Here is a 26911-nt window from a genome sequence, read left to right as displayed (position 1 = left end):
TCGCCCCTCTCATTGGGAACGAGGCACTGGAATGCGGTTTCCGTCAACCAAGATGCAAAATAGGGCGGCGTGGGGCCTCCGAGGGGCGCGCGGTCGATCAAGCGTGCATCGAAACTATTATCTCGTCGACGGCTGCGATTAGGGAATGGCCAGCCTCCAGCTGCGCACAATACGGCTGGAGTGTCGCCTCGTGGGTCAATGCGGCAACAAAGTAAGGCGTCCGCTGTACCTCCTGTGCAAGAAGGGGCAGCGGGTGTTGGTGCTCGGCCGACATATTCCTACCATGACGGCCAGGCTTGATCCCGATCAGTGCCATATGTCAGGTATGCCGCTAGGCTGACGGAATGTCGGTCGGCGATCTCACTCGATGAAACAGTCGGCCGCGGGTTGTACCCGTGTCGCCATCTGCGTGCCTGCTCGTAACGAGGCGCGGGGGCTGCCACGGCTTTTCGCAGCGCTGGATAGGCTCGACCGGCAGGGCGTGCAGCCCGTCCTGTGCCTCATGCTGGACAGCTGCAACGACCGGAGCGCTGCGGTGGCGCGCGACTATGCCGGGCATGCGTCGCTGCCGGTGTGGATCGACCATGCCGCCCAGCCGGAGCCGAATGTCGGTCGTGCACGACACGGGGCGATGCTGCTCGGCGAGCGGACGTTGGGCGGTAGCGGCCTTTTGTTGACTACCGACGCCGACAGCCTGCCCGCCGTTGACTGGCTGCAAGCGATGGTCGCCGCGCTCGGCCAGGCCGACGTCGTCGCGGGCAGGGTGATGCGCACCGTCACCCGGCCAAATCCAGTCCAGGATCGCCTGGAACGCTATTATGAATCGCTCTACGCGATACGGCGCGCACTCGATCCCGTCGTATGGGAGGTGGGAGCAACCCACCATCAGACGAGCGGCGCCAACCTGGGGATCTCCGTGCACCATTATCGGAGGCTGGGCGGCTTTCCGCCGATCCCTGAAGGGGAGGATGCCCAATTGGTTGACGATGCATCGCGTGCGGGGCTGCGCGTGCGGCGCGACGCGGCGAGCGTGGTATACACGTCCGATCGGCGCATCGGCCGGGTGATCCACGGTTTTGCAGGCGGGTTGCGGGCGCTCGGCGGTGATGGCGACGGGATCGCAGTCGCCCATCCCGAGGATGCAGCATGGCAGTATCGCGGTCATGCCCTGGCGCGCCGAGCCTACGACAACGGCGACGTGACAGCGCTCTCCGACGCGATCGGCTTGACCTGCGACCATCTCGTCGGCGTCTTGCGCGACAGTCCCAATGGCGAAGCCTTTGCGATGCGCGTCGTACCGGTGCCGCCGGGCGGCATGCGGCAGGTGACATTGGCAGCGGCGGAAGGCGGACTGGCGGCGCTATGGGCTGGAAGGTTCGCCGCATGAATTCCATGGGACGCGCCATCGCGCAGCGCTCGGCGCTGCTGCCGACGCTCGGCGATCCGACCGACTCCGGCGCGCTGATGCAGCTGCTACGGCTGCTCTACGAAACGGGTCGCGTCGATCTGCCCCTCGGCCGCCTTTTCGAGGGGCATGTCGACGCGGTGCAGATCGTATGGCGCTATGGCACGCCGCATCAGCGGGAGCGGGTGGCGGCCAGCGGTGCGTGCGGCGTGTGGAATGCCGATCTGACGGGGGAGCCGCTCCGTCTCGATGGGCACCGGCTCAGCGGCGGTAAGAGCTTTGCCAGCGGCGCAGGGATCCTCTCGCACGCGTTGGTCACGGTCGATGGGGACGGCGGACGCCAGCTGATATTGCTCGATCTGGCACGCACGGCGCCGGTGATCGACCGAACGTTTTGGCAGGTCGCCGGGATGCAACGGTCGGAGACGCATGTCGTACGTTGGGACGACGCGCCCGTCGCGGCGGATGACGTGATTGGTGTGCCGGGCGATTATGTGCGCGAGCCATGGTTCAGCGGCGGCGCGCTGCGCTTCGTCGCCGTGCAGGCCGGGGGTATCGCCGCTCTGCTCGATCATACGACCGCGCATCTCGTCGCGGCAGGTCGTGCGGACGATCCGCATCAGAAAGGGCGCCTGGCGGCGCTCTACGGTCTGGCCGAGACTGCAGCTGGCGCGATCCGCACTGCCGCGGCTGGCTGGTTTGACGACGTCGCCGCGCGTCTGCCGCTGGTCGCTGCCGCGCGTGCCGCGGTTTATGCGGCCGGTGGGCAGGCGATCGACCTGGCCGAGCAGGCGGTGGGCGTCCAAGCGCTATTCGTCGGGCATCCGCTCGCCGCGATCATCACCGACCTGTCGATGTATCTTCGCCAGCCATCGCCTGACGCGCAGCGTATGCAGGTCGGTGCTGCCGTGGCGGCGGGCGCCTTGGCCGCACGCCTGTGACGCTGCGGCTGGGAATGCCGCGCCGTCTGCTCGTCATCGCGCCGCATGCTGACGACGAGGCGATCGGTGCGCATGCTATGATGACCCGCTTGAAACGACGCGGCGTGACGGTGCAGGTCGTCGTCGTCACCGACGGCGCCGCGTCGCATCCCTCCAGTGCACGCTGGCCGCGTCGGCGGCTGGTGGCCGAGCGCAGACGCGAGAGCAAACGCGTGCTGCGGCAGATTGGCGTCTCGGCGGCTGCCGTGACGTTCCTCGACCTGCCGGATGGTCTGCTGCATACGCAGACGGCAGCGGCGCGTCGCGGCCTCGCTCGCGCAATTGGGGCCCACGGCCCGACGCTTATCGTGTCGCCCGCCCATGACGACGACCATGTCGATCACCGCACCGTGGCGGCGCGTGTGGAAGCTCTGCGCCGACCCGGCGTCCGTATGCTGACCTATCCGGTGTGGCCGGCTGGCCGCGCGGTCGCGGGGGGCGGCGCGCTGTTCCTGACGGCGCAGGAGCGGCTGGCCAAGCGCCGCGCGATCCGCAGCTATCGTACCCAGACCGGGTGCATCACCGACGATCCGAACTGCTTCACAATGACCCGTGCGCAGATCGCGGCCTTCACCGGTCCGCGCGAAGTCTTTGTGGAGCGGCGGCGATGAGGCCGATCACGCTTGACGGCTTCGCGGCGAAGTTCGTCGCAAACGACGACCCCTGGTCGACGTTGACCGATCGGGACGAGGCGCTGAAGCGCTGCGCTATCCTGCATGCGATCGGTCCCGGACCGCGGGGTCGCGTTCTTGAACTTGCCGCCGGGAACGGGTCGAACAGCGCTGCCATCGCGCCGCGCGCCTTGCGCCTCGACGCCACCGAGGCGACGGCGAGCGGTGTGGCGCTGGTCGCCAAGGCCGTCGCCGGGCGCTCGCGGGCACGGGCAATTCAACTGGCCGTACCCGCCCGCCTGCCGCGACCGCGGTACGACATCGTGGTCGTCGCCGAAGTGCTGTACTATCTGACGGCGCGCGACATGGCCCAGACGGCACGTGATGCCGCAGCCGCCTTACGCCCGGGCGGTATGCTGGTGCTGGCGCATCATCGCGTCGACTATCCCGATTTTGCGCAGCACGCCGCGGATGTGCAGCGGGTATTTCTGGCGGCCACAGGGCGTTGCTGGCAGGTGCGGGTGGCGCGCCGCACCGGCCGCTGGATCGTGCTCGCATGCCGCCTTCGCGCAAGCGGGGGGCAAGCAATTCGGCCAAAGCTGTCCTTACATCAGCAATATCGGCCTTGGGCTAAACCATAGGTCGTCGTCATGTATGGCCGGCAGGATGGACGCCGACAGATCGTTCGGTCGAGGGGTTTGCTGACGTGGCAGTGCTGGATCGTATCGCATCCCGCAGCACTTGGGTGTGGCAATTGGCAAGACTGTGATCACGCCGACAACGCAGGCCTGTCATCATTGCAGGTTTCGGACCTAGACCGGTCAACTGGCTTGCTAATAACCGGTGACAAGGCAGGCCCCCGTTCAAAACCGAAGGCAATCAGTTGGGTCCTCACTCATAAATGAATGAGCGTCTGCTTTCGAGCAGCGCCGCTGCCCCCATACACGTCCGTTTCTGGGTCGTCACAGACTAACCCTGCTGCGTGTAACCTGCTCTCAGGTGATATCAGTCTCTTGACGAGCTCTGCATTCGTCCGGTCATCTGAGAGGGCATCCAAAGCCCGGAAGGGGAGAGGCGTGATACATGACAGGAATCGGCTCACCCGATTAGATCCCCGAAGGGTCAGGAGAATACTAAAGAAGCGCAGTAACGAGGACGAAGAAGCAGCAAATCGCGGTGAAAATTGCAAAACGTCGCCAACCGCCAGCAGGCGTGCTGAAGATGGCAAATCGGCGTCTATCGACCATCAAGGATATGCCGCCTGTGCTGCGCACACTTCAGAGCCGTCGGCGACGGTCAATGGCACACCAAGACCGCATTCGGGCGGCCGCACGGCCTCGCCGATCAAGAGAAGGGTGGGGTCGTCATCGCTGATCGTCTGGACCAGAAAGGCGAGCGCCGACAGCCGGCCGCGGATGCATCGTTCCTGTGGCAGCGACGCGTTGACGACGATCAGCACGGGGGTCGCGGGCGCGCGGCCCGCAGCGATCAGTCGCGTTGCGACCTCGCCGGCGGCCGCACGGCCCATGTAGACCGCGAGCGTGCCGTTCGGCCGGGCAAGCTCGGGCCAGTCCAGATCGATCGTGTCGCCCTGGCGCGCATGGGCGGTGACGAAGGTCAGGGAACGCGCCAACCCGCGCAGCGTCAGCGAGATGCCGCTCGACGCGGCGGCGGCGCTCGCCGCCGTGATGCCGGGACAGATGTGGACGGGGACGCCCTGCGCCGTCAGATGTGCCACTTCCTCCGCGGAGCGGCCGAAGATCGACGGGTCACCACCCTTTAGCCGGACCACCCGCAGCCCGGCCCTCGCCGCCGCGAGGATCAGGTCGTTGATCGAACCTTGGGCCTTGGAATGACGTCCCGATCGCTTTCCGACGGAGACGCGCTCGGCGGTCGCGGAAGCCAGCGCCAGCACGCCGGGGCCAACAAGGGCGTCGTAGAAGACGACGTCCGCGGCGGCGATCAGCCGCTCGGCCTTGCGCGTCAGCAGGTCGGGGTCGCCGGGTCCCGCGCCGACGAGCCAGACGGTGCCGGGGGCGAAGTCAACGGACGACGGCATCGGCGATCTCCTGATGATCGCTCACGAGGCGAGCGAGAGCGGGGCGGCACGAGCCGCAATTGGTGCCGGCGCCGAGCGCGCGGCCGATCGCGCCGACATCGGTCAGCCGCTGCTGCGCGATCGCGTTGACGATGATCGTCAGGCCGACATCGAAGCAGGCGCAGACGATCGGGCCGCGATCCACCTGCAAGCCGGGTGCGCGGCCCGCGAGCAGGGTCGGCCCAGCGGGTTCGCCGAGTTGACGAATCAACCAGTCGCGCGGCGGCAGCGATCCGTTGCGGGCGAAGAAGAGACATGCGGCGAGGCGCCCCTGGTCCAGTACCGCGACGCGCCAGCCGCCACGAGCGCGGTCATGCGTCTCCACGCGCTCGCCGAGGGGGAGCAGCGGCTCCAGCGCGGCGGGGTCGCCATCGCCGGCGAGCTCGATCATCCACCCCATCGGCACCGCCACGCGCGTTGCCCAGGTGACGTCGGGCAGCGGCGGAGGCAAGTCGGTGCGCACGATGGCGAAGGCGCGCCATGCGGTGGCGACCGGACCGATCGCGGCGGGCGTGGCCTTGAAGCCGGGCTGTCCCGAATGCGGGTCGGCGAGCGGACGGGGGAGCAATCCGGTGCGCCCACCGGTGGCGGTCCGGTCAGTCCAATGGATCGGCACGAACAGTTCGCCGGGGCGCTGCCCTTCGCTCAGCGCGACGCGATAGAGGCTGGAGCCCTGCGGCGTCGATACGCGCGCGAGGCCGCCGTCGGTCAGCGCGAGCGCGGCGGCGTCGGCGGGGTGGACCTCCACCAGCGGCTCCTCACGATGGCGGGCGAGCTTCGGGCTCAGTCCGGTGCGGGTCATCGTGTGCCATTGATCGCGATAGCGACCGGTGTTGAGCGTCATCGGCCATTGCGGGAGCGGCGCGGCGATCGGTGCCTGCTGCGTCGCGACCAGCCGCGCGCGACCGGCAGGCGTTGGGTAGCGCCCGTGGGCGAACGGGGTTCCGCCCCAGCGAAACGGTGTCATCGTCTCATAGGCGGCGTTGGCGGTCGCCGCATGGCCGGGCAGCGCGAACAGCCGCTCGCCCGTATTGCCGTACATCGACAGGCGCGCATGTTCGCGCCAGATATCGGCGGGGCGATCGTACGAAAAATGTGCCGCCCATCCCATGCGTCGTGCGATCTCACTGACGATCCACCAGTCTGGTTTGGCCTCACCGGGTAGCGGCAGCACCGCGCGCTGGCGGCTGATGGTGCGGTCGGAATTGGTGACCGTGCCGTCCTTTTCGCCCCAGGCGGCGGCGGGCAGGCGGACGTGCGCGTGGACGCTGGTGTCGGTTCGCGCGATGACGTCGGAGACGACGACGAATGGACAGGCGGCCAGCGCCTCGCGCACGCGTGTGGCGTCGGGCATCGAGACGGCGGGGTTGGTCGCCATCACCCACAACGCCTTGATCCGGCCTTCGCCGAGTGCGCGGAACAGGTCGACCGCCTTCAACCCCGGCTTGGTCGCCATATTGGGCGCCGCCCAAAAGCGACCGACGCGCGCGACATTCTCCGGCGCGAAATCCATATGCGCGGCGAGCGTGGTCGCGAGGCCGCCGACCTCGCGCCCGCCCATTGCGTTCGGCTGGCCCGTGATCGAGAAGGGCGCCGCGCCGGGCTTGCCGATCCGCCCGGTGGCGAGATGGACGTTGAGGATCGCGTTGACCTGATCGGTGCCGCGCAGCGACTGGTTGATCCCCTGGCTGAACAGCGTGACGGTGCGCGGGGTGGCGGCGAACAGCTCGAAGAAGCGGTTGAGGTCGGCGTGCGGCACGTCGCAGGTGCGCGCCGTGGACCACACGTCGCCATCGCGTTCGATCATGTCCCAGAAGCCGTCCGGCATGTCGAGCGGCGCATCGTCGGTCAGGCCGGCGCGGCGGCAATGCGCGAGCAGGCCGTTCATCAGCGCGACGTCGCTGCCGGGGCGGATGGCGAGGTGGAGGTCGGCGCCCTCCGCCGTCTCGGTGCGGCGGGGATCGATCACCACCAGCCGGGTGCCCCGCGCCTCGCGCGCTGCCATGATCCGTTGATAGACGATCGGGTGGCACCAGGCGGTGTTGGAGCCGACCAGGACGATCAGGTCGGCGGCGTCGATATCGTCGTAGCTCGCCGGCACGATATCCTCGCCGAACGCACGGATATGCCCCGCGACCGCGCTCGACATGCACAGCCGCGAATTGGTGTCGATGTTCGCGGAGCCGATGAATCCCTTCATCAGCTTGTTGGCGACGTAATAATCCTCGGTCAGCAATTGGCCCGAGACGTAGAAGGCGACGCTGTTCGGCCCGTGCCGCGCGATCGTGTCTCGAAAGCGCTTGGCGACGAGATCGAGCGCCTTATTCCAACTCGCCGTGCGGTCGCCGATCATCGGGGTCAGCAGCCGCCCTTCGAGACCCACCGTCTGGCCCAGATGCGTGCCTTTGGAACACAGCCGGCCGCGGTTGGCGGGATGGTCGGGGTCGCCCTCGATGGCGACCGTCCGTTCGCCGGTCCGCGTCGCCACGATGCCGCAGCCGACCCCGCAATAGGCGCAGGTGGTGCGGACCGGCTCCGCCATCTCAGGCGGCATCCGCAAAGGGCAGGGTGCGGGCGAGCAGGATCCGTGTCCCCTCGCGCCGCACCGCCAGCGTCGGCGTGCAGCCGCTGTCGTCGCCCTGCGCCTGACCGTTCGCCAGCGCGATCTTCCAGTTGTGCAGCGGGCACGCTACCGCATGGCCGTGAACGATGCCCTGACTCAGCGGCCCGCCCTTGTGCGGGCAGCGGTCGACCAGCGCGAAGACGTGATCGTCTACCGTGCGGAATACCGCGACGGGGGTGCCGTCGAGCGTCAGCGTGCGGGCGCCCTGCGCGGGAATGTCGGCCAGCGTGCCGATGTCGAGCCAGTCCTGCATGATCGTCTCCATCATTCCGCCGCGACCAGCAGCGGCTGGTAGAAATGCGCGTCCTCGCCCGCGGCGCGCTTCTGCCAGGGGTCGTCCTGCATGAACTGCTGCGAGAAGCGGAAGCGTTCGGCGAGCGCGGGGATCGCATCGGGATCGTCGAGCAGGCTCGCCTTGATGTGGTCGAGGCCGACGCGTTCGATCCACGGCGCGGTCCGTTCGAGGTAGCGCGCCTCCTCGCGATAGAGCTGGACGAAGGCGGCGCAGACCTCCATCGCCTCCGCCTCGGTCGCGACCTTGCAGAGGAAGTCGGTCGCGCGGACCTTGATCCCGCCGTTGCCGCCGACGTGGAGCTCGTACCCTGAATCGACGCAGACGATCCCGAAATCCTTGATCGTCGCCTCGGCGCAATTGCGGGGGCAGCCCGACACCGCGATCTTGAACTTGTGGGGCATCCACGACCCCCAGGTCATCTGCTCGATCTTGACGCCGAGGCCGGTCGAATCCTGCGTGCCGAAGCGGCACCATTCGGACCCTACGCAGGTCTTCACCGTGCGCAACGACTTGCCGTAGGCGTGGCCGCTGACCATCCCGGCGGCGTTCAGGTCGGCCCAGACCGCGGGCAGATCCTCCTTTTTGATCCCGAAGATGTCAAGCCGCTGACCGCCCGTCACCTTGACCATCGGCGCGTTGTACTTGTCGACCACGTCGGCGATCGCGCGCAGCTCGCGAGGCGACGTCAGCCCCCCCCACATCCGCGGCACGACCGAATAGGTGCCGTCCTTCTGGATGTTGGCGTGCATCCGTTCGTTGACGAAGCGGCTCTGCTGGTCGTCCTTATATTCGCCGGGCAGCGCGCACAGCAGATAATAGTTGAGCGCCGGGCGGCAGGCGGAGCAGCCGTCGGGGGTCGACCAGTGCAGCTTCTGCATCACCTCCGGGATTGAGCGCATGTCCTGCGCCACGATCTCGCGACGGACGTCGTCATGGCCGAAGCTGGTGCATTTACAGAGCGTCTTGACGGTGCGCTCGCCGCCGTAATCCTCGCCCAGGGTGATGGACAGCAGCTGTTCGACCAGGCCGGTGCACGATCCGCATGAGGCCGAGGCCTTGCAGGTTGATCGCACTGCGTCGAGGCTGATCGCGCCATCGATGATCGCCTGGCACACCTTGCCCTTGCTGACGCCGTTGCAGCCGCAGATCTCGGCATCGTCCGAGAGCGCCGCAACGGCCGCCTTAGGGTCCGTCTGCCCCCCTCCCGAGGCGAAGGCCTGGCCGAAGATCAGCACGTCGCGGATGGCCGAAACGTCCTCGCCCTTCTTCAGCAGGTCGAAATACCAGCTGCCGTCCGCGGTATCGCCGTAGAGCACCGCGCCGACGATGCGGTCGCCCTTCACGACGACGCGCTTGTAGACGCCGCGGCTGGCGTCGCGCAGCACGATGTCCTCCGCGCCGTCGCCCCCGGAAAAGTCGCCCGCCGAGAAGACGTCAATGCCCGACACCTTGAGCTTGGTGGACGTCACCGATCCGCGATAGCCGCTGTGCCGATCGACCAGTCCGTCGGCGAGGCTGCGGCACATGTCCCACAAGGGCGCGACGAGGCCATAGACCTGCCCGTCATGCTCGACGCACTCGCCGACCGCGAGCACGTCGGGGTCGGACGTGACCATATGGTCGTCGACCCTGATCCCGCGGCCGACGTCGAGCCCGGCGGCGCGGGCGAGCGCGGTGGCGGGGCGGATGCCGACCGCCATGACGACAAGGCTGGCGGGGATCAGCGTGCCATCGGCGAGCTTTACCCCCTCCACATGGTCGGTGCCGACGATCTCTGCGGTGTTCGCCTCGGTCAGGATGACCTGCCCTCGCGCCTCCAGTGCAGTCTTCAGCAGCCAGCCGGCCGAATCGTCGAGTTGACGCTCCATCAGCGTCTTGGCGAGGTGGATCACCGTCACGCGCATGCCGCGCAGCGACAGGCCATGCGCTGCTTCCAACCCCAGCAGGCCGCCGCCGATCACCACCGCGTTGCCGCCATTATCCGCGGCGGCGAGCATGTGGTCGACGTCCTTCATGTCGCGGAAGGTGATGACGCCGGGCAGGTCCTTGCCCGGCACCGGGATGATGAAGGGGTCGGATCCGGTCGCGAGCAGCAGCTTGTCGTAGGCCACGCTGCGCCCCGACCGTGCGGTCACCGTTCGGGCGGCGCGGTCGATCGTTTCGACGGGATCGCCGGCGATCAGTTCGATGCCGTTTTCGGCGTACCAGTCATGGCCGTTGATGACGATCTCGTCGAACGTCTTCTCGCCCGCGAGGACGGGGGACAGCATGATGCGGTTGTAGTTCACGTGCGGCTCGGCGCCGAAGATCGTGACGCGGTAGCGGCCGGGATCGCGTGCGATCAGTTCCTCGACCGCGCGGCATCCCGCCATGCCGTTGCCGACGACGACCAGATGCCGGCGTTGCGCCATCGGTGTCGGCGCACCGGCCGAACCGGGGTCGGCCAACGCCTTTGTCTCGGTACGTGCGAAGCCTTCGAAATCCATGTGCTCAATGCTCCGGAAACGGAAAAGGCCGCCATGCGGACGCTGGTGAACCCAGCGCCTGCATGGCGGCCTTGCCATCATCGTGATCGGTGGCGGACGGGCCGCGACCGGGGCGATGCGCCGGCCACCTCCATCATTGGAGCGGCCGACCTATGGTCGACGGGCTTCATCGCCCAATCGGGTAGAAGGATGCCGTGATTCGCTGCGACCCGCAAGAGCCTTTTCGCAGGCGCAGCATCGTCACAGCGTCCAGTCCGCCTGTACCCAGACCTTGCGGGTATCCACCGCGAACAGGTCGGCGCGATAATCGGCGTAGCGGAGCGAGACGGCGGTACGCCCGACCTTGGCCGAGGCGATCAGATCCCATTCGTCACCGTAATGGCGGACCAGCCGGTCGCTTTCGAAGCGGTGATAGGTCGCCTGCAGTGTGACGACGCCGAGCCGGGGCCCGGCCTGCACGCCATAGCCGACGCTGCCATACAAGTCGCGCACGCCGTCGGGCGGTGTCGTCAGGAACTTGTCCGCCCAACCCTGGAATTTGAATGCGGTGGCGAGCGGCGTCTGAAACGACGTCAGCGCCACGCCGCGATCGGCACCCAGCACCTCGTACCCGGCGCCCAGCTTCAACGCGGACAGCGCCAGTCCCGCATCGACCAGGTAATAATCCGCCTGATAGCGATTGGGATTGCGGTGCCAGTCCTGCTGGCGCGCGTAGCTCGCCTGATAGCTGAGCTTCGCGGCCTTCGAGAGGGCGTAGGCGCCGGCAAAGCGCGCGCCATAGGTCTGGCTCGACAGGCGGAATCCCTGCACCACGGCCTCGTCCTGATCGACCAGATAGGCGAAGCCGGTGAGCGTGCCGAGGTCGGTCTTGTACCCGACATTGGCGAACACATTGTCGCCCGACACCGCCTGCTGCCGCGCCCCGCGGCCGTCGATGCCCCAGATCGTCCGCTGGGCCCAGGCATAGGTGAGGTCCAGCTTCAGCCGCGGCGTCGGCGCGATTTCGGCCCGGACGGCATCGAAGGTCTGGCCGTTGTCGCGGAAGGCGATGGCGCCGACGAAGCGTTCGTCGTCCAGCGCGATCCGCTGCCGCCCGGCGGTGAGCGCGAATTCCTTGCCGGCATAGCGCAGTTGGGCACGATAGAGCGCGATATTCTGCGGATCGGCGACCAGCGGGCGGGTCTGGATGCCTTTCAGCCCGTCGAAATAGCGGTCGACGATCGCCAGCGTACCCTGTCCCTCGACCAGCGCGGAGAGGCCGCCGGATTTCGCCTCCACCCCCGTGCGCAGCCGGACGGTCAGCGCGTCGGCGTCCTGCGCGATGCCGTCCTGCGTGACATGTTCGTAACGCGTGCGGGCGTCGATCAGCGGCGTCAGCGTGACGGATTGGGCGCATGCCGGCCCGGCGGCGGCCAGTGCGGCCGCCGTTGCGATCAGTTTCTGCATGAATTCCCCCCTGAAAACGGGCGGGCGGCGTGTGAATAGCCACCCGCCCCCGATGCGATCAGATCCGCACGCCGTCTGCGGCGCCCCAGGTCCGCCGCCACTTGCCCTTGACGAGGGTCAGGCCGCCGAGGGCGACGAGCGCCAGCGCGGCGAAGATCAGGAAACCGGGCGCGAAGCTGCCGGTCCACTGCTTGGCAAGGCCGAGTGAGGAGGCGAGGTAGAACCCGCCGATGCCGCCGGCCATGCCGACCAGCCCGGTCATCACGCCGATCTCGGCGGCGAACCGCTGCGGGACCAACTGGAACACCGCGCCGTTGCCGGTGCCGAGCGCCAGCATCGCGACGACGAACAGCAGCAGCGCCAGCGTCAGCGTCGGCGCCTGACCGACCCCGGCGAGCGCGAGCGCGGCGACCACGAACACGCCGGTCAACGTTTTCACCCCGCCGATCTTGTCCGCCAGCGCGCCGCCCATCGGCCGGACCAAGGATCCGGCGAAGACGCAACCCGCGGTGCAATAGCCCGCGGTGATGGTGGTGAGGCCGAAGCGGTCGGTGAAATAGATCGGCAGGCTGGCGGCCAGTCCGACAAACCCGCCGAAGGTGACGGCGTAAAAGCCCATCAGCCACCAGGAATCCGCCTGTCGCAACGGCTGGAGATATTCGGCAAGGCTCTTGGGCGCGGGGCGGCCCGGTGCGTCCTTCGCCATCATCATATAGGCGATGAAGACGAGGGAGAGGGGAATGCAGGCGAGGCCCAGAACGGCGTTCCATCCGAACAGCTTGGCGAGCGTCGGCGCGAACAGGGCGGCGAGCACGGTGCCCGAATTGCCCATGCCGGCAAGGCCCATCGCCTTGCCCTGATGCTCGGGCGGATACCAGCGGCTGGCGAGCGGCAGGGCGATGGCGAAGCTGGCGCCGGCGAAGCCCAGGATCACGCCGAGCGCGACGGTGCCACCGAAACTATCGACGCCCAGCGCCCAGGCGGACAGCAGACCGCCGATGACGATGATCTGGCTGATCGCGCCCGCGCGCTTCGGACCGATCCGGTCGACCAGCAGGCCGTTGACGACGCGCAGCACCGCGCCCGCGAGCGTCGGCGTCGCGACCATGAAGCCTTTTTCGGCCGGGGTCAGCGCCAGCGTCTTGGCGATGTCCGGCGCCAGCGGCCCGAGCAGCACCCAGACCATGAAGGCAAGGTCGAAATACAGGAATGCGGCAATCAGCGTCGGGGTGTGCCCGCTCGACCAGAAGCTGGTGTCGGCCTTGGCGGGGCTGTCCTTCCAATATGCGGTGGCCATCGGATGTCTCCGTCGGAAAAGGGGGCCTGCTCGCACGACAAACGCCACCGGCCGCCCCTTCCGAAACGAAAGGGCGGTCAGCGGCTTTGCTGGCGAAATCGATTGGGAACACCCGCCCGCGCTGGCGGGGCATCCCGGCTGACGCCCGCGGCATCGCGGGTCAGATGCGAAAGCTGACCGAAGTCCGATCGTTTCGCAAGTGCAAAATATCAGGCGTTGGAACCGCCCGCGCGATATCGGCTGAGATAGCCCGCCACGTCCGCCGGATCGAACACCGCCCCGTCGAAGAACCGGTCGGGCCCGAGCGTCAGCGCACCACGATGCCCGCCCACCGCCATCGGCTGCGTCACCGCGCCCTCCAGCTTCAGGCTGGCGCCCGGCATCGGCTCGCCCGTCTCGCCCAGCGCGCGGCGGTACACGTCGGAGCGGAACACCTCCGCAGCCTGGCGCTCATGCTCCGGGCTGGCGCCGATCATGCCCCAACGGACGAGCTGCGAATAGATCCACAAGGCCTGGCTGCGCCACGGAAAACCCGCCGCCTCGCGATGGAACAGCAAGGCATCGGGCACGTCGACCGCGCTCCGGTCGGCGCGCAGGACGAGCCGCCCCGACAGCGCGGGCAGGATATGCGCCGCCGACTGGCCGACATAGTCGTCGCGGGCGAGCAGCGCGGCCAGCTCGTCGCGGTTCGCCGGATCGTCGCACCAGGCGGCGGCGGCGGCGAGCGCCTGGAGTAGGCGGTCGACCGTGTCGGCGTTCGCCTCCATCCAGTCGCGCCGCAGCGCCAGCACCTTTTCCACGCCGCGCTGCCAGATGCGCGGGCCCAGCGCCACGGTTTCGGCCAAGCCGCCGGCCACCGCGACGCTGCCATAGGGCTCGCCCGCGGTGAAACCGTCGATCTCGCCGGTGCGCAGCGCCTCCACCATTAGCGACGGCGGGAGCACGCGCAGCGCCACGTCGCGATCGGCGTCAATACCCGCATAGCCCAGCCAATAGCGCAGCATCAGCGCGTGGCTGGAGAAGCGATGGACCACGCCGATCACCGGCTTGCGATGATGCAGCCCGATCGCGGCGGCAAAATCGTGCGCGGTGCCGAGCGGATCGGCGGTGCGCCGCTCGACATCGGGGTCGAGCGCGGCGGCGAAGCGGTTCGCCATCACCAACGTATTGCCGTTGACGTTCAGCTTGAATGGCGCGGCCAGCGCCGCGGGATGCTGGCTCAGTCCCAGCGTCACCGCGATGGCGAGTGGCGCGAGCATATGCGCGGCCTGCACCTGCCCGAAGACCAGCCGGTCGCGCACCGTCGCCCAGGACGTCGTGCGGACCAGCGTCAGGTCGATGTCGCGATCGGCGGCGAAGCCCTTCTCCCGCGCGGCGACCAGCACCGCGCTGTCGGTCAGCGGCAGGAAGGCGATCGACAGCGGCGTCATGCGCCGCCGCCCAGCAGGCCGGAGGCGGTAATCAGCGCTTCGGCGACGTCGACGATGCGGCGGTTCTGGTTCATCGCGGTCGAGCGCAACAGCGCATAGGCATCGGGCTCCGACAGGGTGCGGCTGGTCATCAGGATGGTTTTCGCCTTGTCGATGGTCTTGCGGTCGGCCAGCGCGGTGGTCGCTTCGTCCAGCGCGGCCTGCATGCGGGCGAAGGCGTTGAAGCGGCGGATGGCGAGGTCGATGATCGGCTTCACCCGTTCCTTGCGCAGCCCGTCGACGACATAGGCCGACACGCCGGCGTCGATCGCGGCGCCGATCATCGCCTCGTCCGACCGGTCGACGAACATTGCGATCGGGCGCGCAAGCGCGCGGCTGACGACCAGCATCTCCTCCAGCGTGTCGCGGCTGGGATCGCCCAGGTCCATAAGCACGACGTCGGGCGCCATCCGCTCCAGCCGGGCGACGAAGGCGCCTCGTGGTGGCACGACATGGATGTCGTCATAGCCCGCCTCGCGCAGCCCCTCCTCCAGGACGGTCGCGCGCAGACCCGTGTCGTCGATGATCACGATGCGCAGGATCTTATCCTCCCGATCGCCACTCTGATTGCTGCATCTGCGAACGTCAAACTGCGATCCAGCAGACGTCGTGATTGCGGAGCGACGCTCAAGCGCCTTCGTCACGTTGCGTCATGCTGCTGACGTGCCCCCAAAGCTCTACCAGACATGACAGGATTCAGGGGCTGGTGTTGAGGGTCCCCTGGCTTCTCATCCAGTTTGAGAATGAGTTTCCGGCGTTCATTCGGCCGCGATGTTAGCCGCGGCAGCAGCATATTCGACCGGCGTCAGCCAGCCAAGCGAAGTGTGAGGGCGGCTCTCATTGTAGTTCCGCCGCCAGGCCTCGATCTTAGCCCGCGCGTCTTCGACGGACAGGAACCAGTGTGTTCAGGTGCTCGTCCCGCGGGCGACCGTGGTCATCCCAATTCTCGCCATTTCCACCATCGCCGGTCGAGGCGTCGGCGAACATGAATGGTTGTCCGAAGTTGGGGAGTGCGAAATGACCGCTGAATGTCGTGTTGTGGGTCGCCAGGACAGAAGGGCAGAGCGGCAGCTCGCAACCAACTCAAGACATTCAGGGCTGTTGATGTGAGCGTCAGCTTCTACGGGAACCCGCCGTTCAGGTCGTGCAAACCGGCCGGCCGCCTGGGCGCCCCAGTTACCGCAGCCCTTGCGACCACCAATACTTCTCGAGATGGCCGCGATCCAGCCGGGCGCTGAGCGCAGGCCACACATTGGCATGCTCCTTGAAATTGCGCTCGAGATCGGCGTCGAGCAACGCGATCTCCTCGGCCGTCATCATGCCGCCGCCCAGCTCCATCACCGCGATTTCCACGGCACGAATCGAGCGGCGCGCCAGTTCCCATGCTTCATCCTTCGTATAGCCGCCGAAATTGTCGAGCAGCAGTGACACCATCGTCGACATGACACCGACACGCACCAAAGCCGGGGGATGGGTGCGCTCAATGGCGAACGGATCTTCTGGTCCGAACAGGTCCATCACCGAAAAGAAAATATAGGCCGTGGTCAGGAAGTACCGCATCCCGGCCTCGCGCTCCTTGAGGACATCGCCCCAACTTGCCACAAAGTCCGAATTGCCGAGCAGATATAAGGTTGCCCCTGCCGCCAGTGCGTCCGCGTCGCGCTCGAGGGTGCGGCTCTCGGCCAAGTTGGGCCGGCCGGAGCCGTCCGCTTCGGCGGTGAAGCTGCCCGTATAAAGCGGCAGATGCCCGCCCGCGAGGTGCCCGATCTCATGCGCCATCAGGAGGTGGCTGGCGATGAAGGTGAGAAGGAACGACCTCACCATATTCTCGTCGGTCACTCGGCTGTCGGCTTCGGCGCTAATATGCATCCAGGCTTCGCGGCGCGACCGTTCGGGAGGCTTCATCTCATCGACTGGATCGATACCCTCGCTGAGGAACCGGAATAGCGGCTCGCTCGCCATGATCGCCGCGCAGAAATTGAGGATCGTGTCGAGCGCGCCCTCGGCGATGACAACGCAATACATGTCGGGTGAGCGGTAGCCCGCGATCATCGCGTTCACGACGCGTGCTCGCGTGATGCACCAATAGATTGGGCGGTCGAGCACGAGCTGGTGCGTGAGATTGCCGATCGCATCCGACAACGCGAGCAGGCTCGGCGATACCGCCACCTGCTGCAGTTGATCGGCCGGGACGATCGGTGCAGCGAGCGCCTCGTTCTGGTGGAGAATCTTGCTCTCGACAGCGGCCCAATGCTGCTGCGGCAGATACAGCCGGGAGATTGCCTCAAGTGTATTATCCTGAACCATGCGGGTAATTTAGGTCGCCTGGTCGTTAAGGGAAGGCGCCGTGTGCCGCCGGACGGCACGGTCGCGCTCCAGGCCGTCGCTGGTAGTTCCTTCCCGAGCCCCGATGCAGGTCTCGACCTTGCGGTGAGCATCGCGTGGCGCGGGTGACATCTACGCTCGACGGGAGCAGCCGCTCTCGTCGAAAGCCGTTGTTCGCCGCTCTCACCGGAATGGCGGCTTCGTCCCAAACCAAGCTATTCCGACCCGCGTTCCTCGACATGAACGAGCGGCCGAACTTGGGAAGGCGGAATGGGCATGCGAGTGTCGACTATTGGGTCAGGATGATGAAAGTGGGACAATCAGTTCCCGCGTGATCAAATAGTCATCGACAAGTCTTGGTTGTGCGTTCAGGATGTCGGAACTTCCCGGGGGGCGGAGAATGGTCGACCGCAAAAATGTTGAGCACACGGTTGAGGCAGTTGCGCTGCAACACGCCGATCAACTAAAGCCAATCGTTTTGGCAGCTTGCAGGGAGCGGCTGCATTGAACCCTGCCGCAACCGCAGCCATCGTGACAGTGGCGTTGCGCTCACGTCGTCATCCGCGGATCGTGTCGATCACTAGACGTTGGCGAACGTTCATCACCGTGCTCCTGCTGCTTGGGGCAGGCTGTGCTCTCTCGCTCTGGGTTGCCGATCTCTTCGACGCTAATGAAGTGCGTGGGACGCCCTCGGCCTTTCCAGCCTACTTACGGGATTCGGCCCAGTACTACTCGCTGCCGTTCGCCGCAGTTGCGCTCGTCGTGGCCGCGTGGGCCGTCGATGTGACCCGACGCGTAGCCGACGAGATCAAAACCCTCAGCCAGAAATCCGCCAAGGCCGAGGCGCAGCAGTCGATTACTTCGCAATGGCAGGCCATTAATCTAAGCTTCCGTTCCACTGAAGACTGCACCTACTTCCTACGCAATGATCCCGAGATCATCGACTGGCTAGAGAAGCAAATGGGCAAAAATCTTTCAACGAACGAGGGGAAGGCGGACGGCATTGAATTTGTTCGTCGCTTCTTGTTCCTGTGCTACGTAATGCAGACGCTTTCAGACACGGACGCGTTTGTGAAGGCCGGCGTATTCGGCGCGGACCACCGTGACGCCGCCGAAGATTATTGGGTAAGGGCGATTTGCGGAATGTACCTCAATGAGTACCGCTTCATCGTCGCCACTAACCGAGGCTTCTCACCCGAACTGATTAAAAGGGTTCAGGAGCGCATCGAGAGTTCAGTCGATCGTGATGTGCCCCATGACGGAAATTCTATAAATCCCATTTGAAAAGTTCGCTGAGGTCAACGCTCGATCTAAGTGGTTCGTCTACGGCTGAGGCCCATAAAATGGATGCACGCGCCGGGGCTGATGTGATTCAAGCTCTTTGAGGAGAGCGATCATGGCAGGCGAATTTTGGCTAAGCGAGGAGCAGTTCGGTCGATTGGCGCCGTTGCTGCCGACCGACACACGGAGTGTAGCGCGAGTGGATGACCGACGGGTGATCTCGGACATCGTGCATGTGTTGATGAGCGGCGGTCGCTGGGTGGATGCACCTGCCTGTTATGGTCCGAAGAAGACGCTCTACAACCGTTGGGTGCGCTGGGCGCAGAAGGGCGTATGGCAGCGTGCCTTCGAGACGCTGGCAGCAGCGGGTGGTCCATCGACCGAACTGATGCTCGACAGCACATGGGCCAAGGCGCACCGCTCGGCAACCGGCGGCAAAGGGGGGCTCACGCCAACGCCATAGGCCGGTCGCGAGGCGGCCCCACGACCAAACTGCACGCGCTGGTCGATGGCCGTGGGCGACTGATCGCCTTCACGATCACGCCCGGCCAGCGCGGCGACGCGCCAGTCGCGGCAGACCTAGTCGCCCTGCTGCCCGCTTCCAACACGCTCGCCGCCGACCGAGCCTACTACAGCGACGCGCTTCGTCGCCTGCTGATCGCCCGCGGCACCACGCCTGTCATCCCGAACGGACCTCGCCGCAAGAACCTGCACCCCTTCGGCCGCATTAAAGACTTCCGACCCGTCGCCACCCGCTACGACAAGCTCGCTGCAACCTACGCCGCCGCCATCAGCCTCGCCGCCATCATCGCTTGGTGGTTGTGAGTCCCAGCCCTAGCCCAGCGGTGAAAATTACCCTTCTGACGAAGGCTTGCCGACCTTCGCATCTCGCCGACTCGAGCCGCGGCCGAAGCCTCAGGCGGCGACGGCAGCCGCAGGCCTGCACAGACTACCTTCGCGAACCGGGCGGTTTGCCGTCGAGTGAAGCATCAGCGGGCAATGCGACGCTCAGTCGACGGGATGAATAGACGGCTGAAAGCGAGAACGGGAACGATAGCGCGGAATGTCCACAACTGGGTCCTTTTGCCGTTACGGTCCATTGGACGAAATACCGCCCAACACCTGCCGTTCCCAGGCCGGAACGACAGATGCTTGCCTGTCATTATGCGGCGCCACCTTCCGAATCCTTGATCCACCCGGCCGCCTTGAGATGGGTAACAGCGGATCGAGCAACGGGTGCGACCAAGCCGTTGGATAGCTGGAGACGCATGGAGCGGGCATTTCCCTCGACTGCCGCGACGGCATGTGCCGCGACCCACCAAGATCGATGTGTCCGTAGGCCATCGGTCTCGACCGCCTCAATGGCACGGCCGAGCGGCATCAGGATCAGCTCGGAACCGGCCGGCCTATGGACGCGGACGTAATGGTCTTCCATCTGCAGTGCCAGCACGTCCCCGCCGAGCGGTGCCGTGATCGGAGCAGCCGAGGGCGATGACTTGCGATCATCATGGGAGGCAGAAAGCGCGCGGCGCTGGGCCAGGCCGACACTCGTCATTGCGACCACACCGATCGTGGCCGTCTGCACGAACCATGGTCCCGGTGAAAGATCGAGCCGCGCCAGATCGGGCCACAATCGGAACGCCAGCATTCGTGTCGCCAGCGCTTCGGGCATGCTGGCGACCACGCTCGCCACGATCAGGGCGAGCCACCACGCCCGCGAGCCGGTAACGGTCGAGATGGCGACGATCCTGTATGCCGGGCCATAGAACAGCAGGCCGAGCAGCATTGCGCCGATCCAGTAGCCGAACAGGCGTAGGGGGCCGCCATTCAGGTAGCTGCCGAACGGCCCGAGGATCGCGAGAAGGATTCCGGCGATAACGGCTAGGCCGACCCACTGCACCGCGAGCAGGATCGAACGCCGGTCGGAGCTGAAGAAGGCGGGCAGTTGGGTCACGCAGCATCTTCTACCCCGGTTGGGAGGGCGAGCGAAGCCCGTTTGCCGACTGGCGTACCCATTCGCCCATTCGCGAATAGACAGCTTTCGCCAAGCGTTTGGCTTGGGTCATCCAAGGGGCGCCACCTTGGAGTTCGTCATGTCCCTGCGACTAGCCCTTGCCATCCTCTCCCTTGCGTTCGTGTCTTCCCCGGCCGAAGCCCGGCCAGCGCAGGCGGGTTTCGAGCGACAGGTGACGGGGGACGGCACCGAGGTGGGCATCTGGTATCCCGCAACCGGGACGCCCGTTCGCCAGCGGCTCGGCCTTTACGCGCAGGATGTGGTGCCCGATGCGGCCGTTCCGGGCGGCAAGCATCCGCTGATCGTCATCTCCCACGGTACCGGAGGCGATTACGCCGGTCACGTCGACACCGCCGTGGCGCTCGCACGCACCGGCTTCATCGTCGCCGCACTCACCCATCCTGGTGACAACTGGCGCGACAATAGCCGGGCAACCCGCATCGAAGGGCGTCCTCCCGCGCTGAGTGCGACCATATCGTACATGTTGCAGGGCTGGTCGGGGCGCGCCGCCATCGACCCCGATCGTATCGGCGCCTTCGGCTTCTCGGCCGGTGGCTTCACGGTTCTGGCGGCTGCCGGAGGGAGGCCGGACATGACGCGGTTTGTCGATCACTGCGCGCAGCATCCCACCTTCTTCGTATGCACTCTCCTGAAGTCCCAGCCCCGAACGCTGTCGAGCGCTTGGCCGCCGATGACAGATCCGCGCATCAGGGCGATCGCCGTCGCGGCACCGGCGATCGGCTTCACCTTCGACCGTAGCGGGCTGGACGGCGTGCGCATCCCGGTGCAGCTCTGGCGGGCTGACAACGACCAGATCCTCCCGGCGCCATCGTCGGCAGATGCGGTTCGCTTTGCATTGCCGAACAAGCCCGAGTTCCATGCCGTTCCCGGCGCAGGGCATTTCGACTTTCTGGCCCCATGCGCCGAACCTGCGACTATGCCCCTGCTTTGCGCCAGCGCGCAGGGCTTCGACCGCGCGAAATTTCATACCCGTTTCAACGCGCAGGTGGTGCGGTTCTTTGTCGAAAAGCTAGGCCGACCGGGGCTGGCGGTCATGCCCGATGCTACGCGGTTACGGCCCTATACGGCCTGTTATGCCATCGTCGGATCATCGGCCGAGGGCTATCCCGTAATCGGTTCGACGCTGCAGTCCGTTCGGCAGGACAGGTTGGAAGGGCGGTCGATCTGGCGGATCGTCGTGCATCAGCGTCTCGCAAACGGCCGGTTCGATCTGCGTGATGCTTTCACGCTCGATGCGCGCACCTTGCGCCCGATCTCGTTGACGACGACGCGCGACGGCAAACCCCACGCCGAACTGTCCTACGAACCGGATCGCGTCACCGGGTACAAGCTCGATCGCCAAGGCAACCGCGTGACGATCGATCAGGCTTTGGTGCCCCCCGTTTGGGACGGCAATCTGTTCGGACCGACCTTCGCCGCGATGCCGCTGGCTCGGGGGAAGCGCTTCACGTTACCCTTCTACCAATATGATCGCGGCTTGGGTGCGTTCACGGTCGCCGTCACAGGAACCGAAGCGGTGATGACGCCGACAGGCCGGGTGGAGGCGTGGGTGCTCGATGCCGGATCAAGTGCAAACCAGCGCCTGCGCTATCTGATTGCCAAACATGGTGGACGAGAGCTCGGCTATAGCGCACCGCAGGGCGGGCAACGGCTCGGAGGAACGTGCACGGGGTTGGAATAGTCTTCGTCCTTAGCCGCATGGAACGGGATTTTGGGAATGCCAAGGCTTTGCGGTTTCTCGATTTTCTCAGGGAAGGCCGACCCGTGATGGCGGCATCTCGCGGCTATCTCGGCTAAGGGCTCGGAGGAATGAATGGCCGGAATTGGAATACCGATAGCGAGCCGTGAATGACCGCAAGTGGGTCTCACCGCTCATCGATCGGGCGATGCTCCCAAAAAAGGCGTATGCGGTAGGGCAATCGCGCGTCTCGTCACCAAGGCAAAGTCTTATTAAAGCGATCGACATAGCGAAGCCCGGATTTGCCCCGGTTGGCCTCGATCATGTCGACAACGAGCGGAATGCTTTCTTCGACCGAAAGGGACGCATTGCTGCCGCCCATGTCGGTCCGCACCCAGCCCGGTGCGACGAGCAGAAGCGTGTGGCCGTCGTTCGCATTCTTGGCGGCATATCCCTTCATCAGCATGTTGAGCGCGGCCTTGCTTGATGAGTAAAGCTGCCATCCGCCGTTCGCATTGGCGATGCTGCCGAGTTCGGACGTCATGATGGCAATGGTCCCGCGCTCAGGAACCAGGTCATGCAGGGCCTCGGCTGCGCGGACAGGCGAGAAGGCGTTGGTCAGCATCATGTCGAGGAAGTCGCCCTCGCTGGCGGTGGCGGGACTCGCTTCGATCGCACGGGCGATGCCCGCGTTGATGAAGAGCACGTCGAGGCGGCGATCACGCAGCCGGCCATGAAGTGCGCGCACGCCGTCCCCGTCATTGATGTCGACGGTTTCGACGTCGAGTTGCCCTGGATGTCGCTCGCTCAGGCGGTCGAGTGCGTCGGACGCGCCGCGTGCGGTGGCGATGACGTGCCACCCCCGCCTAAGCCATTCCTTGGCAAGCGCGAAGCCCAGGCCTCGGGAGGCGCCCAGGACAAGAACGGTCTGTTGGGTCATGATTGTCTCCAATAGTGTTTGCAATCAGAACGCGGCCTTGCCGATCGAGGCTCCGCCATCGACGTGCAGCGTCTGACCGGTGATGAACCCGGCATCGTCCGACAGCACGAAGGCGATCGCTGCGGCGATCTCGTCCGGCTGGCCGAAACGGAGCATCGGCACGTTCGCCAGGTACCGGCGTTCGCCATCGCTACCCGGGGGATTATTGGCCCGGAACAGTTCGGTTTCGGTCGGCCCCGGTGACACGGCATTGACGGTGATGCCCGTCATCGCCAGCTCGAGCGCCCAGCTGCGCGTAAAGCTCGCCAGCGCTGCCTTGGCAGCGGCATAGGCGGTCCGATCGACCGCGCCGAGGACGGTGAGACTGGTGATGTTGACGATGCGGCCCCAGCCACGGGCGCTCATGCCGGGCAGCAGCGCCTGCACCGTCTGAAGTGCCGGATGGAGGTTGACACGAAGCACCTCCTCGAACGTCGGCAGAGCGATCCGGCCCAGCGGTTGTGGACGGACCAGCCCGACATTGTTGACGACCCCGTCGAACGCGCTGCACTTCGTCAGTCCGGCAAGCGTCCTCTCGGTAGCCTGCGGTTCCGCCAGATCGGCCTGAACGAGCGTACCGGGAAAGTCCGGGGCGTCACCACGCGCGATGCCGACGACGTGATGGCCGTTGCGGACCAGACGGTGGGCCAGCGCGAGCCCTATTCCTTTGCTGGCGCCGGTGACGAGGAAGGTGCGGGACATGGAATGCTCCGTCGGGAAGCTCCGGTCGCGATGGCGACCGGGCCGATCGTTCAGGCGGCGACGCTGGCCGCTCGGCGGAGCGCTGGCAGCATGTCCTCGGGCTCGGGGCGGCGCGTATAGTCCGGGTTCACCTCGGCATAGAGGATGGTGCCGTCCTGCCCGATCACGAAGCGGCCGGGCATCGGCAGCGTCCAGCTCGGATCGCCATTGAACGAGGGTAGATCGTTCTTCAGCGCCTTGTAGAGGTCGACCAGATAGTCCGGCATTTCGAAGCGCAGCCCGAAGCTGGCCGCGACGTCGTTGTGCGGGTCTGAAAGAATCGGGAAGCCGAGCGCGTTCTGGCGTACCGACTTGCGGCTGTTGACGGCGGTCTGGGGCGAGATGGCGACAAGGTTCGCGCTGAGCGCCTCAAACTCCGGCAATGCCGCCTGCAACGCCTGCAGCTCCATGTTGCAATAGGGGCACCACACGCCGCGATAGAAGCTGACGACGAGCGGCCCCTGGACGAGCAGTTCCGCCGAGGAGACGGGCTGGCCGTCGGGATCATGAAGAGTGAAGGCCGGTGCCTCATCGCCCGCCTTTAACGCGCGGCTCGCTGCGCCGCTGGCGATGAGTTCGGCTGTGGCGCGGTGCATCGTCTCGATGACCGATGGTGGGACGTTATAAGGCGGTTTGCCGGCTTCGAAGTCGGTCTTGAAGGCGTCGAGCTTGGCTTGCAGGGTCATGGGTCTTCTCCTCGGGAATGAAGGTCAGGCAGAGGGAACAAGGGCGTTGACGCGGGCGATCGCGCGCTGGACGGCGGGACGGGCATCGATCTCGGCGAACCAGCGGGCGACGTGCGGCGCATCGTCGAGGTCGATCGCGGCGAACTCACGCCGCCAAAGCCAGCCGTAGTGGGCGATGTCGGCGATGCTGAATTCGCTCCCGGCGATGAAACGGCGCTCGGACAGCACACCGTTCAGGACCGACACAACCCGACGAGCTTCCATGGCAAAGCGGTCGATCGCGATCGGCTGCGGCTCGGCGGCCAGGCGTTGGAAGAAGCCGGCCTGGCCGAAGGCCGGGCTGAGCGCAGAGGCGTGGAAGAACAGCTGTTCGAAGACGCGCGCACGGTGTTCACCGCTTTCGGGCAGCAGGTGGCCGGTCGTCTCGGCGAGATGGACGAGGATCGCGGCGGACTCGGTGAGCACGAAGCGTTCGCCATCGGCCGACGCTTCGACCAGCACCGGCACCTTGGCATTGGGATTGAGCGCGACGAACGCGGCATCCTTCTGTTCGCCCTTGCGGACGTTGATGCCGTGCAGCGTATAGTCGAGCCCCAGTTCCTCCAGGGTGATCAGCACCTTGATGCCGTTGGGGGTGGCAAAGGCATAGACGTTGATCATGGAGGGCTCCTCGGCGGTGTGAGGAACAGATGCTGTCTTCCCGCTGGACATGGCAGCAGGCCATGAGCGATAACGCTCATTCCCAGGAGGAATGAGCGTGGATCGATATCAGGCAATGGCGACCCTCGTGCGAGTGGTCGAAACCGGTTCGTTCTCGGCCGCCGCGCGCCAGCTCAATGTCGGTCAGCCCGCCGTGTCCAAGACGATCGCGCAACTGGAAGGGCGGCTGCAGGTCAGCCTGCTGATGCGGTCCACCCACAGACTGACGCCGACGGAGGCCGGGCTGCGGTTTTACGAACGCGCCAAGGCGGCCCTGCGCGAGGCGGACGAGGCGGACCTCGCTGCTCGCGGTGCGGGTGCCGGACTGTCTGGTTGCCTTCGTGTGTCGGCTGCGACGACCTTTGCCCGGCTTTACGTGCTGCCGTTGCTGCCGCGTTTTCTCGCCGATCACCCCGATCTCGAAATCGACGTCATCCTGGACGATCGCGTGATCGATCTGGTCGCGGAAGGCGTGGATGTCTCGTTGCGGATGGGCAATCTGCCCGACTCTGCGGCCGTCGCGCGCAAGCTGGCTACGGGTGGACGCTCGGTGTTCGCGACGCCCGGCTATCTGGCACACGCTGGTGAGCCGGAGAGCCCGGCCGATCTCGCCGCTCATGAGACCATCATTTACAGCCAGCTGACCGACGTCTGGTCCTTTACACGGGACGGTACAGAGGCGTCCGTGACCGTGCACGGACGGGTCCGAGTCAATGCGGCGGAGGGCCTGCGCGCGGCGGTGCTGGCCGACATGGGACTGACGATCGGGTCGGACTGGATGTTCGGTCCCGAACTGGCCGATGGGCGGATCAGGCGTGTGCTGACCGACTGGTCGTTGCCGCCGATCGATCTCTGGGCGGTATTTCCGGCGGGGCGCATGGCCAGCGCGAAAGCCCGTGCGTTTGCAAGCTTCGTCGAAGCCGCGCTCGACGAGGTCTATTCCCGACCGGCATAAGCCTTATCGCCACACGCCGTCGTCCGCTTCCGCGCTCAATGGCCTAGCTGATCGTCATGCCGACCACCCCGGTCGCGCCAGGATCAAGGATCAGCACCATGGCCAAGTTCGACACCTATCGCGATGCATTTCCCAATGCCCGCCTGGCCCGCAAGGCCAATGGTGTGCTGGAAGTCGCGCTGCACACCGATGGCAGCAAGCTCGTCTTCAACGGGCACACCCACGAACATTTCGTGGAGCTGTTCCATCAGATCGGTGAGGACCGCGATACCCGCGCGGTGATCCTGACCGGATCGGGCGACGCCTTTATGGATGCGATCGACCCGGACGGCTTCGACTTCTTCACGCCGCAGGGGTATGACAAAATTCTCCGCGAGGGTCGCAAGATACTGTCGAACATCCTCGACATCGAGGTGCCGGTGATCGCCGCACTCAACGGTCCGGTGCTGCTCCACAGTGAATATGCCCTGCTCGCTGACATCGTCCTTGCCACCCCCGACACCGTTTTTCAGGACAAACCCCATTTCGACTTCGGCATCGTGCCCGGCGACGGCGTTCACATCCTGTGGCCGCATGTGATCGGTTCGGTGCGCGGGCGTTACTTCCTGCTGACCCGGCAGATCCTCGATGCCGAGACCGCGAGGGACTATGGTGCGGTCAACGAGATCGTCCCGGCCGACCGCCTGCTCGCCCGCGCACACGAGTGTGGATCGGCGTGGAAAAGGGACCCCGTTAGCGGGGTGATCGGCGTCGAAAAGGGACCCCTCATCCTGGTGTTCTAGGCTGTTCGCTTGGCGGTGTGTCAGGCGGCGAGATCGGGAT

At 66.0% G+C, this 26911-nt stretch carries 23 protein-coding genes and 1 pseudogene; 9 read left to right on the top strand and 15 right to left on the bottom strand.

Annotated features, from left to right (window positions below; all coding sequences use genetic code 11):
- Positions 1-367 precede the first annotated feature (367 nt).
- The 4 genes from ACP690_RS17085 to ACP690_RS17070 are packed head-to-tail and all read left to right on the top strand — an operon-like array spanning position 368 to position 3637.
- The gene (locus tag ACP690_RS17085) at positions 368-1387 is read left to right on the top strand and encodes a glycosyltransferase (protein WP_426261767.1); all 1020 of its coding nucleotides are present in this window, start codon (positions 368-370) and stop codon (positions 1385-1387) included.
- Positions 1384-2346: an acyl-CoA dehydrogenase gene (locus ACP690_RS17080; RefSeq protein ID WP_426261768.1), complete on the top strand. Its 963-nt coding sequence runs from the start codon at positions 1384-1386 to the stop codon at positions 2344-2346. The genes ACP690_RS17085 and ACP690_RS17080 overlap by 4 nt, the downstream gene beginning before the upstream one ends.
- The gene (locus ACP690_RS17075) at positions 2343-2996 is read left to right on the top strand and encodes a PIG-L deacetylase family protein (protein ID WP_426261769.1); all 654 of its coding nucleotides are present in this window, start codon (positions 2343-2345) and stop codon (positions 2994-2996) included. Before ACP690_RS17080 ends, ACP690_RS17075 begins: the two co-directional genes overlap by 4 nt.
- Positions 2993-3637: a methyltransferase gene (locus tag ACP690_RS17070; protein ID WP_426261770.1), complete on the top strand. Its 645-nt coding sequence runs from the start codon at positions 2993-2995 to the stop codon at positions 3635-3637. Before ACP690_RS17075 ends, ACP690_RS17070 begins: the two co-directional genes overlap by 4 nt.
- Before the next feature lie 605 nt (positions 3638-4242).
- On the opposite strand, the gene cobA is transcribed toward ACP690_RS17070, so the two are convergent.
- From cobA to ACP690_RS17020, 10 genes and pseudogenes are all read right to left on the bottom strand, one after another.
- Positions 4243-5055: a uroporphyrinogen-III C-methyltransferase gene (cobA, locus tag ACP690_RS17065; protein WP_426261771.1), complete on the bottom strand. Its 813-nt coding sequence runs from the start codon at positions 5053-5055 to the stop codon at positions 4243-4245.
- On the bottom strand, positions 5039-7636 hold the full coding sequence (locus ACP690_RS17060) for a molybdopterin-dependent oxidoreductase (protein WP_426261772.1): 2598 nt from the start codon (positions 7634-7636) through the stop codon (positions 5039-5041). The genes cobA and ACP690_RS17060 overlap by 17 nt, the downstream gene beginning before the upstream one ends.
- 1 nt (position 7637) lies before the next feature.
- The gene (nirD, locus tag ACP690_RS17055; protein WP_426261773.1) at positions 7638-7970 is read right to left on the bottom strand and encodes a nitrite reductase small subunit NirD; all 333 of its coding nucleotides are present in this window, start codon (positions 7968-7970) and stop codon (positions 7638-7640) included.
- A gap of 11 nt (positions 7971-7981) precedes the next feature.
- The gene (nirB, locus tag ACP690_RS17050; protein WP_426261786.1) at positions 7982-10423 is read right to left on the bottom strand and encodes a nitrite reductase large subunit NirB; all 2442 of its coding nucleotides are present in this window, start codon (positions 10421-10423) and stop codon (positions 7982-7984) included.
- 315 nt (positions 10424-10738) lie between these two features.
- On the bottom strand, positions 10739-11944 hold the full coding sequence (locus tag ACP690_RS17045) for an alginate export family protein (protein WP_426261774.1): 1206 nt from the start codon (positions 11942-11944) through the stop codon (positions 10739-10741).
- A 58-nt stretch (positions 11945-12002) separates the two neighbouring features.
- Entirely contained in the window at positions 12003-13241 is a 1239-nt protein-coding gene (locus tag ACP690_RS17040; RefSeq protein ID WP_426261775.1) for a nitrate/nitrite transporter, read from the bottom strand.
- Between the two features lie 209 nt (positions 13242-13450).
- On the bottom strand, positions 13451-14671 hold the full coding sequence (locus tag ACP690_RS17035) for a CmpA/NrtA family ABC transporter substrate-binding protein (RefSeq protein WP_426261776.1): 1221 nt from the start codon (positions 14669-14671) through the stop codon (positions 13451-13453).
- Positions 14668-15249: an ANTAR domain-containing response regulator gene (locus tag ACP690_RS17030; RefSeq protein ID WP_426261787.1), complete on the bottom strand. Its 582-nt coding sequence runs from the start codon at positions 15247-15249 to the stop codon at positions 14668-14670. The genes ACP690_RS17035 and ACP690_RS17030 overlap by 4 nt, the downstream gene beginning before the upstream one ends.
- A gap of 219 nt (positions 15250-15468) precedes the next feature.
- Positions 15469-15643, bottom strand: a pseudogene (locus ACP690_RS17025) (integrase core domain-containing protein); the annotation flags it as partial.
- A gap of 243 nt (positions 15644-15886) precedes the next feature.
- A complete protein-coding gene (locus ACP690_RS17020) occupies positions 15887-17017 on the bottom strand; it encodes a hypothetical protein (RefSeq protein ID WP_426261777.1) in 1131 nt (376 codons plus the stop codon).
- Between the two features lie 522 nt (positions 17018-17539).
- Between ACP690_RS17020 and ACP690_RS17015 the strand changes: the two genes are divergently transcribed.
- Together ACP690_RS17015 and ACP690_RS17010 are read left to right on the top strand one after the other, a co-directional pair.
- A complete protein-coding gene (locus ACP690_RS17015) occupies positions 17540-18319 on the top strand; it encodes a hypothetical protein (RefSeq protein WP_426254430.1) in 780 nt (259 codons plus the stop codon).
- 112 nt (positions 18320-18431) lie between these two features.
- A protein-coding gene (locus ACP690_RS17010; RefSeq protein WP_426254431.1) for an IS5 family transposase occupies positions 18432-19141 on the top strand; the annotation gives its coding sequence in 2 pieces (ribosomal slippage) (positions 18432-18762 and positions 18762-19141; 711 coding nt in all).
- Between the two features lie 337 nt (positions 19142-19478).
- Here the strand turns inward: ACP690_RS17010 and ACP690_RS17005 are convergent.
- On the bottom strand, positions 19479-20270 hold the full coding sequence (locus ACP690_RS17005; protein WP_426261778.1) for a LytTR family DNA-binding domain-containing protein: 792 nt from the start codon (positions 20268-20270) through the stop codon (positions 19479-19481).
- Between the two features lie 127 nt (positions 20271-20397).
- On the opposite strand from ACP690_RS17005, the gene ACP690_RS17000 reads away from it, so the two are divergent.
- The gene (locus ACP690_RS17000) at positions 20398-22032 is read left to right on the top strand and encodes an alpha/beta hydrolase family protein (protein WP_426261779.1); all 1635 of its coding nucleotides are present in this window, start codon (positions 20398-20400) and stop codon (positions 22030-22032) included.
- 250 nt (positions 22033-22282) lie between these two features.
- Here the strand turns inward: ACP690_RS17000 and ACP690_RS16995 are convergent, their stop codons facing one another.
- The 4 genes from ACP690_RS16995 to ACP690_RS16980 are packed head-to-tail and all read right to left on the bottom strand — an operon-like array spanning position 22283 to position 25095.
- On the bottom strand, positions 22283-22969 hold the full coding sequence (locus ACP690_RS16995; protein WP_426261780.1) for an SDR family NAD(P)-dependent oxidoreductase: 687 nt from the start codon (positions 22967-22969) through the stop codon (positions 22283-22285).
- 24 nt (positions 22970-22993) lie between these two features.
- Positions 22994-23710, bottom strand: coding sequence for an SDR family oxidoreductase (locus ACP690_RS16990; protein WP_426261781.1), 717 nt, complete (start codon positions 23708-23710; stop codon positions 22994-22996).
- 50 nt (positions 23711-23760) lie between these two features.
- Positions 23761-24435 (bottom strand): peroxiredoxin-like family protein, encoded by a 675-nt coding sequence (locus ACP690_RS16985; RefSeq protein WP_426261782.1) that lies wholly within the window; start codon positions 24433-24435, stop codon positions 23761-23763.
- A gap of 24 nt (positions 24436-24459) precedes the next feature.
- The gene (locus ACP690_RS16980; protein WP_426261783.1) at positions 24460-25095 is read right to left on the bottom strand and encodes a glutathione S-transferase family protein; all 636 of its coding nucleotides are present in this window, start codon (positions 25093-25095) and stop codon (positions 24460-24462) included.
- Positions 25096-25192: 97 nt separating this feature from the next.
- Here ACP690_RS16980 and ACP690_RS16975 point away from each other — a divergent pair, with 97 nt between their 5' ends.
- Both ACP690_RS16975 and ACP690_RS16970 read left to right on the top strand, forming a co-directional pair.
- Positions 25193-26089 carry a LysR substrate-binding domain-containing protein gene (locus tag ACP690_RS16975; RefSeq protein WP_426261784.1) on the top strand — a complete coding sequence of 299 codons (897 nt, stop codon included), beginning with the start codon at positions 25193-25195 and terminating at the stop codon, positions 26087-26089.
- 98 nt (positions 26090-26187) lie between these two features.
- Positions 26188-26871, top strand: coding sequence for an enoyl-CoA hydratase/isomerase family protein (locus ACP690_RS16970; RefSeq protein ID WP_426261785.1), 684 nt, complete (start codon positions 26188-26190; stop codon positions 26869-26871).
- Positions 26872-26911 lie beyond the last annotated feature (40 nt).

Source organism: Sphingomonas sp. DC4900 (genome assembly GCF_049896485.1).
In the GTDB taxonomy this organism is placed as follows: Bacteria; Pseudomonadota; Alphaproteobacteria; order Sphingomonadales; family Sphingomonadaceae; genus Sphingomonas; species Sphingomonas aquatilis.
The sequence above is the reverse complement of the archived record's forward strand: the minus strand, read 5'-3'. Positions and strand labels throughout refer to the sequence as shown.

What these genes read in the sequence shown, in the direction of transcription:
- nirB (WP_426261786.1), bottom strand. Translation starts at nt 10,423, where the DNA reads ATGGCGCAACGCCGGCATCTGGTCGTCGTCGGCAACGGCATGGCGGGA.
- cobA (WP_426261771.1), bottom strand. Translation starts at nt 5,055, where the DNA reads ATGCCGTCGTCCGTTGACTTCGCCCCCGGCACCGTCTGGCTCGTCGGC.
- ACP690_RS16990 (WP_426261781.1), bottom strand. Translation starts at nt 23,710, where the DNA reads ATGTCCCGCACCTTCCTCGTCACCGGCGCCAGCAAAGGAATAGGGCTC.
- ACP690_RS17060 (WP_426261772.1), bottom strand. Translation starts at nt 7,636, where the DNA reads ATGGCGGAGCCGGTCCGCACCACCTGCGCCTATTGCGGGGTCGGCTGC.
- ACP690_RS17085 (WP_426261767.1), top strand. Translation starts at nt 368, where the DNA reads ATGAAACAGTCGGCCGCGGGTTGTACCCGTGTCGCCATCTGCGTGCCT.
- ACP690_RS16970 (WP_426261785.1), top strand. Translation starts at nt 26,188, where the DNA reads ATGGCCAAGTTCGACACCTATCGCGATGCATTTCCCAATGCCCGCCTG.
- ACP690_RS17080 (WP_426261768.1), top strand. Translation starts at nt 1,384, where the DNA reads ATGAATTCCATGGGACGCGCCATCGCGCAGCGCTCGGCGCTGCTGCCG.
- nirD (WP_426261773.1), bottom strand. Translation starts at nt 7,970, where the DNA reads ATGCAGGACTGGCTCGACATCGGCACGCTGGCCGACATTCCCGCGCAG.
- ACP690_RS17020 (WP_426261777.1), bottom strand. Translation starts at nt 17,017, where the DNA reads ATGGTTCAGGATAATACACTTGAGGCAATCTCCCGGCTGTATCTGCCG.
- ACP690_RS17045 (WP_426261774.1), bottom strand. Translation starts at nt 11,944, where the DNA reads ATGCAGAAACTGATCGCAACGGCGGCCGCACTGGCCGCCGCCGGGCCG.
- ACP690_RS17040 (WP_426261775.1), bottom strand. Translation starts at nt 13,241, where the DNA reads ATGGCCACCGCATATTGGAAGGACAGCCCCGCCAAGGCCGACACCAGC.
- ACP690_RS16985 (WP_426261782.1), bottom strand. Translation starts at nt 24,435, where the DNA reads ATGACCCTGCAAGCCAAGCTCGACGCCTTCAAGACCGACTTCGAAGCC.
- ACP690_RS16995 (WP_426261780.1), bottom strand. Translation starts at nt 22,969, where the DNA reads ATGACCCAACAGACCGTTCTTGTCCTGGGCGCCTCCCGAGGCCTGGGC.
- ACP690_RS16980 (WP_426261783.1), bottom strand. Translation starts at nt 25,095, where the DNA reads ATGATCAACGTCTATGCCTTTGCCACCCCCAACGGCATCAAGGTGCTG.
- ACP690_RS17070 (WP_426261770.1), top strand. Translation starts at nt 2,993, where the DNA reads ATGAGGCCGATCACGCTTGACGGCTTCGCGGCGAAGTTCGTCGCAAAC.
- ACP690_RS17035 (WP_426261776.1), bottom strand. Translation starts at nt 14,671, where the DNA reads ATGACGCCGCTGTCGATCGCCTTCCTGCCGCTGACCGACAGCGCGGTG.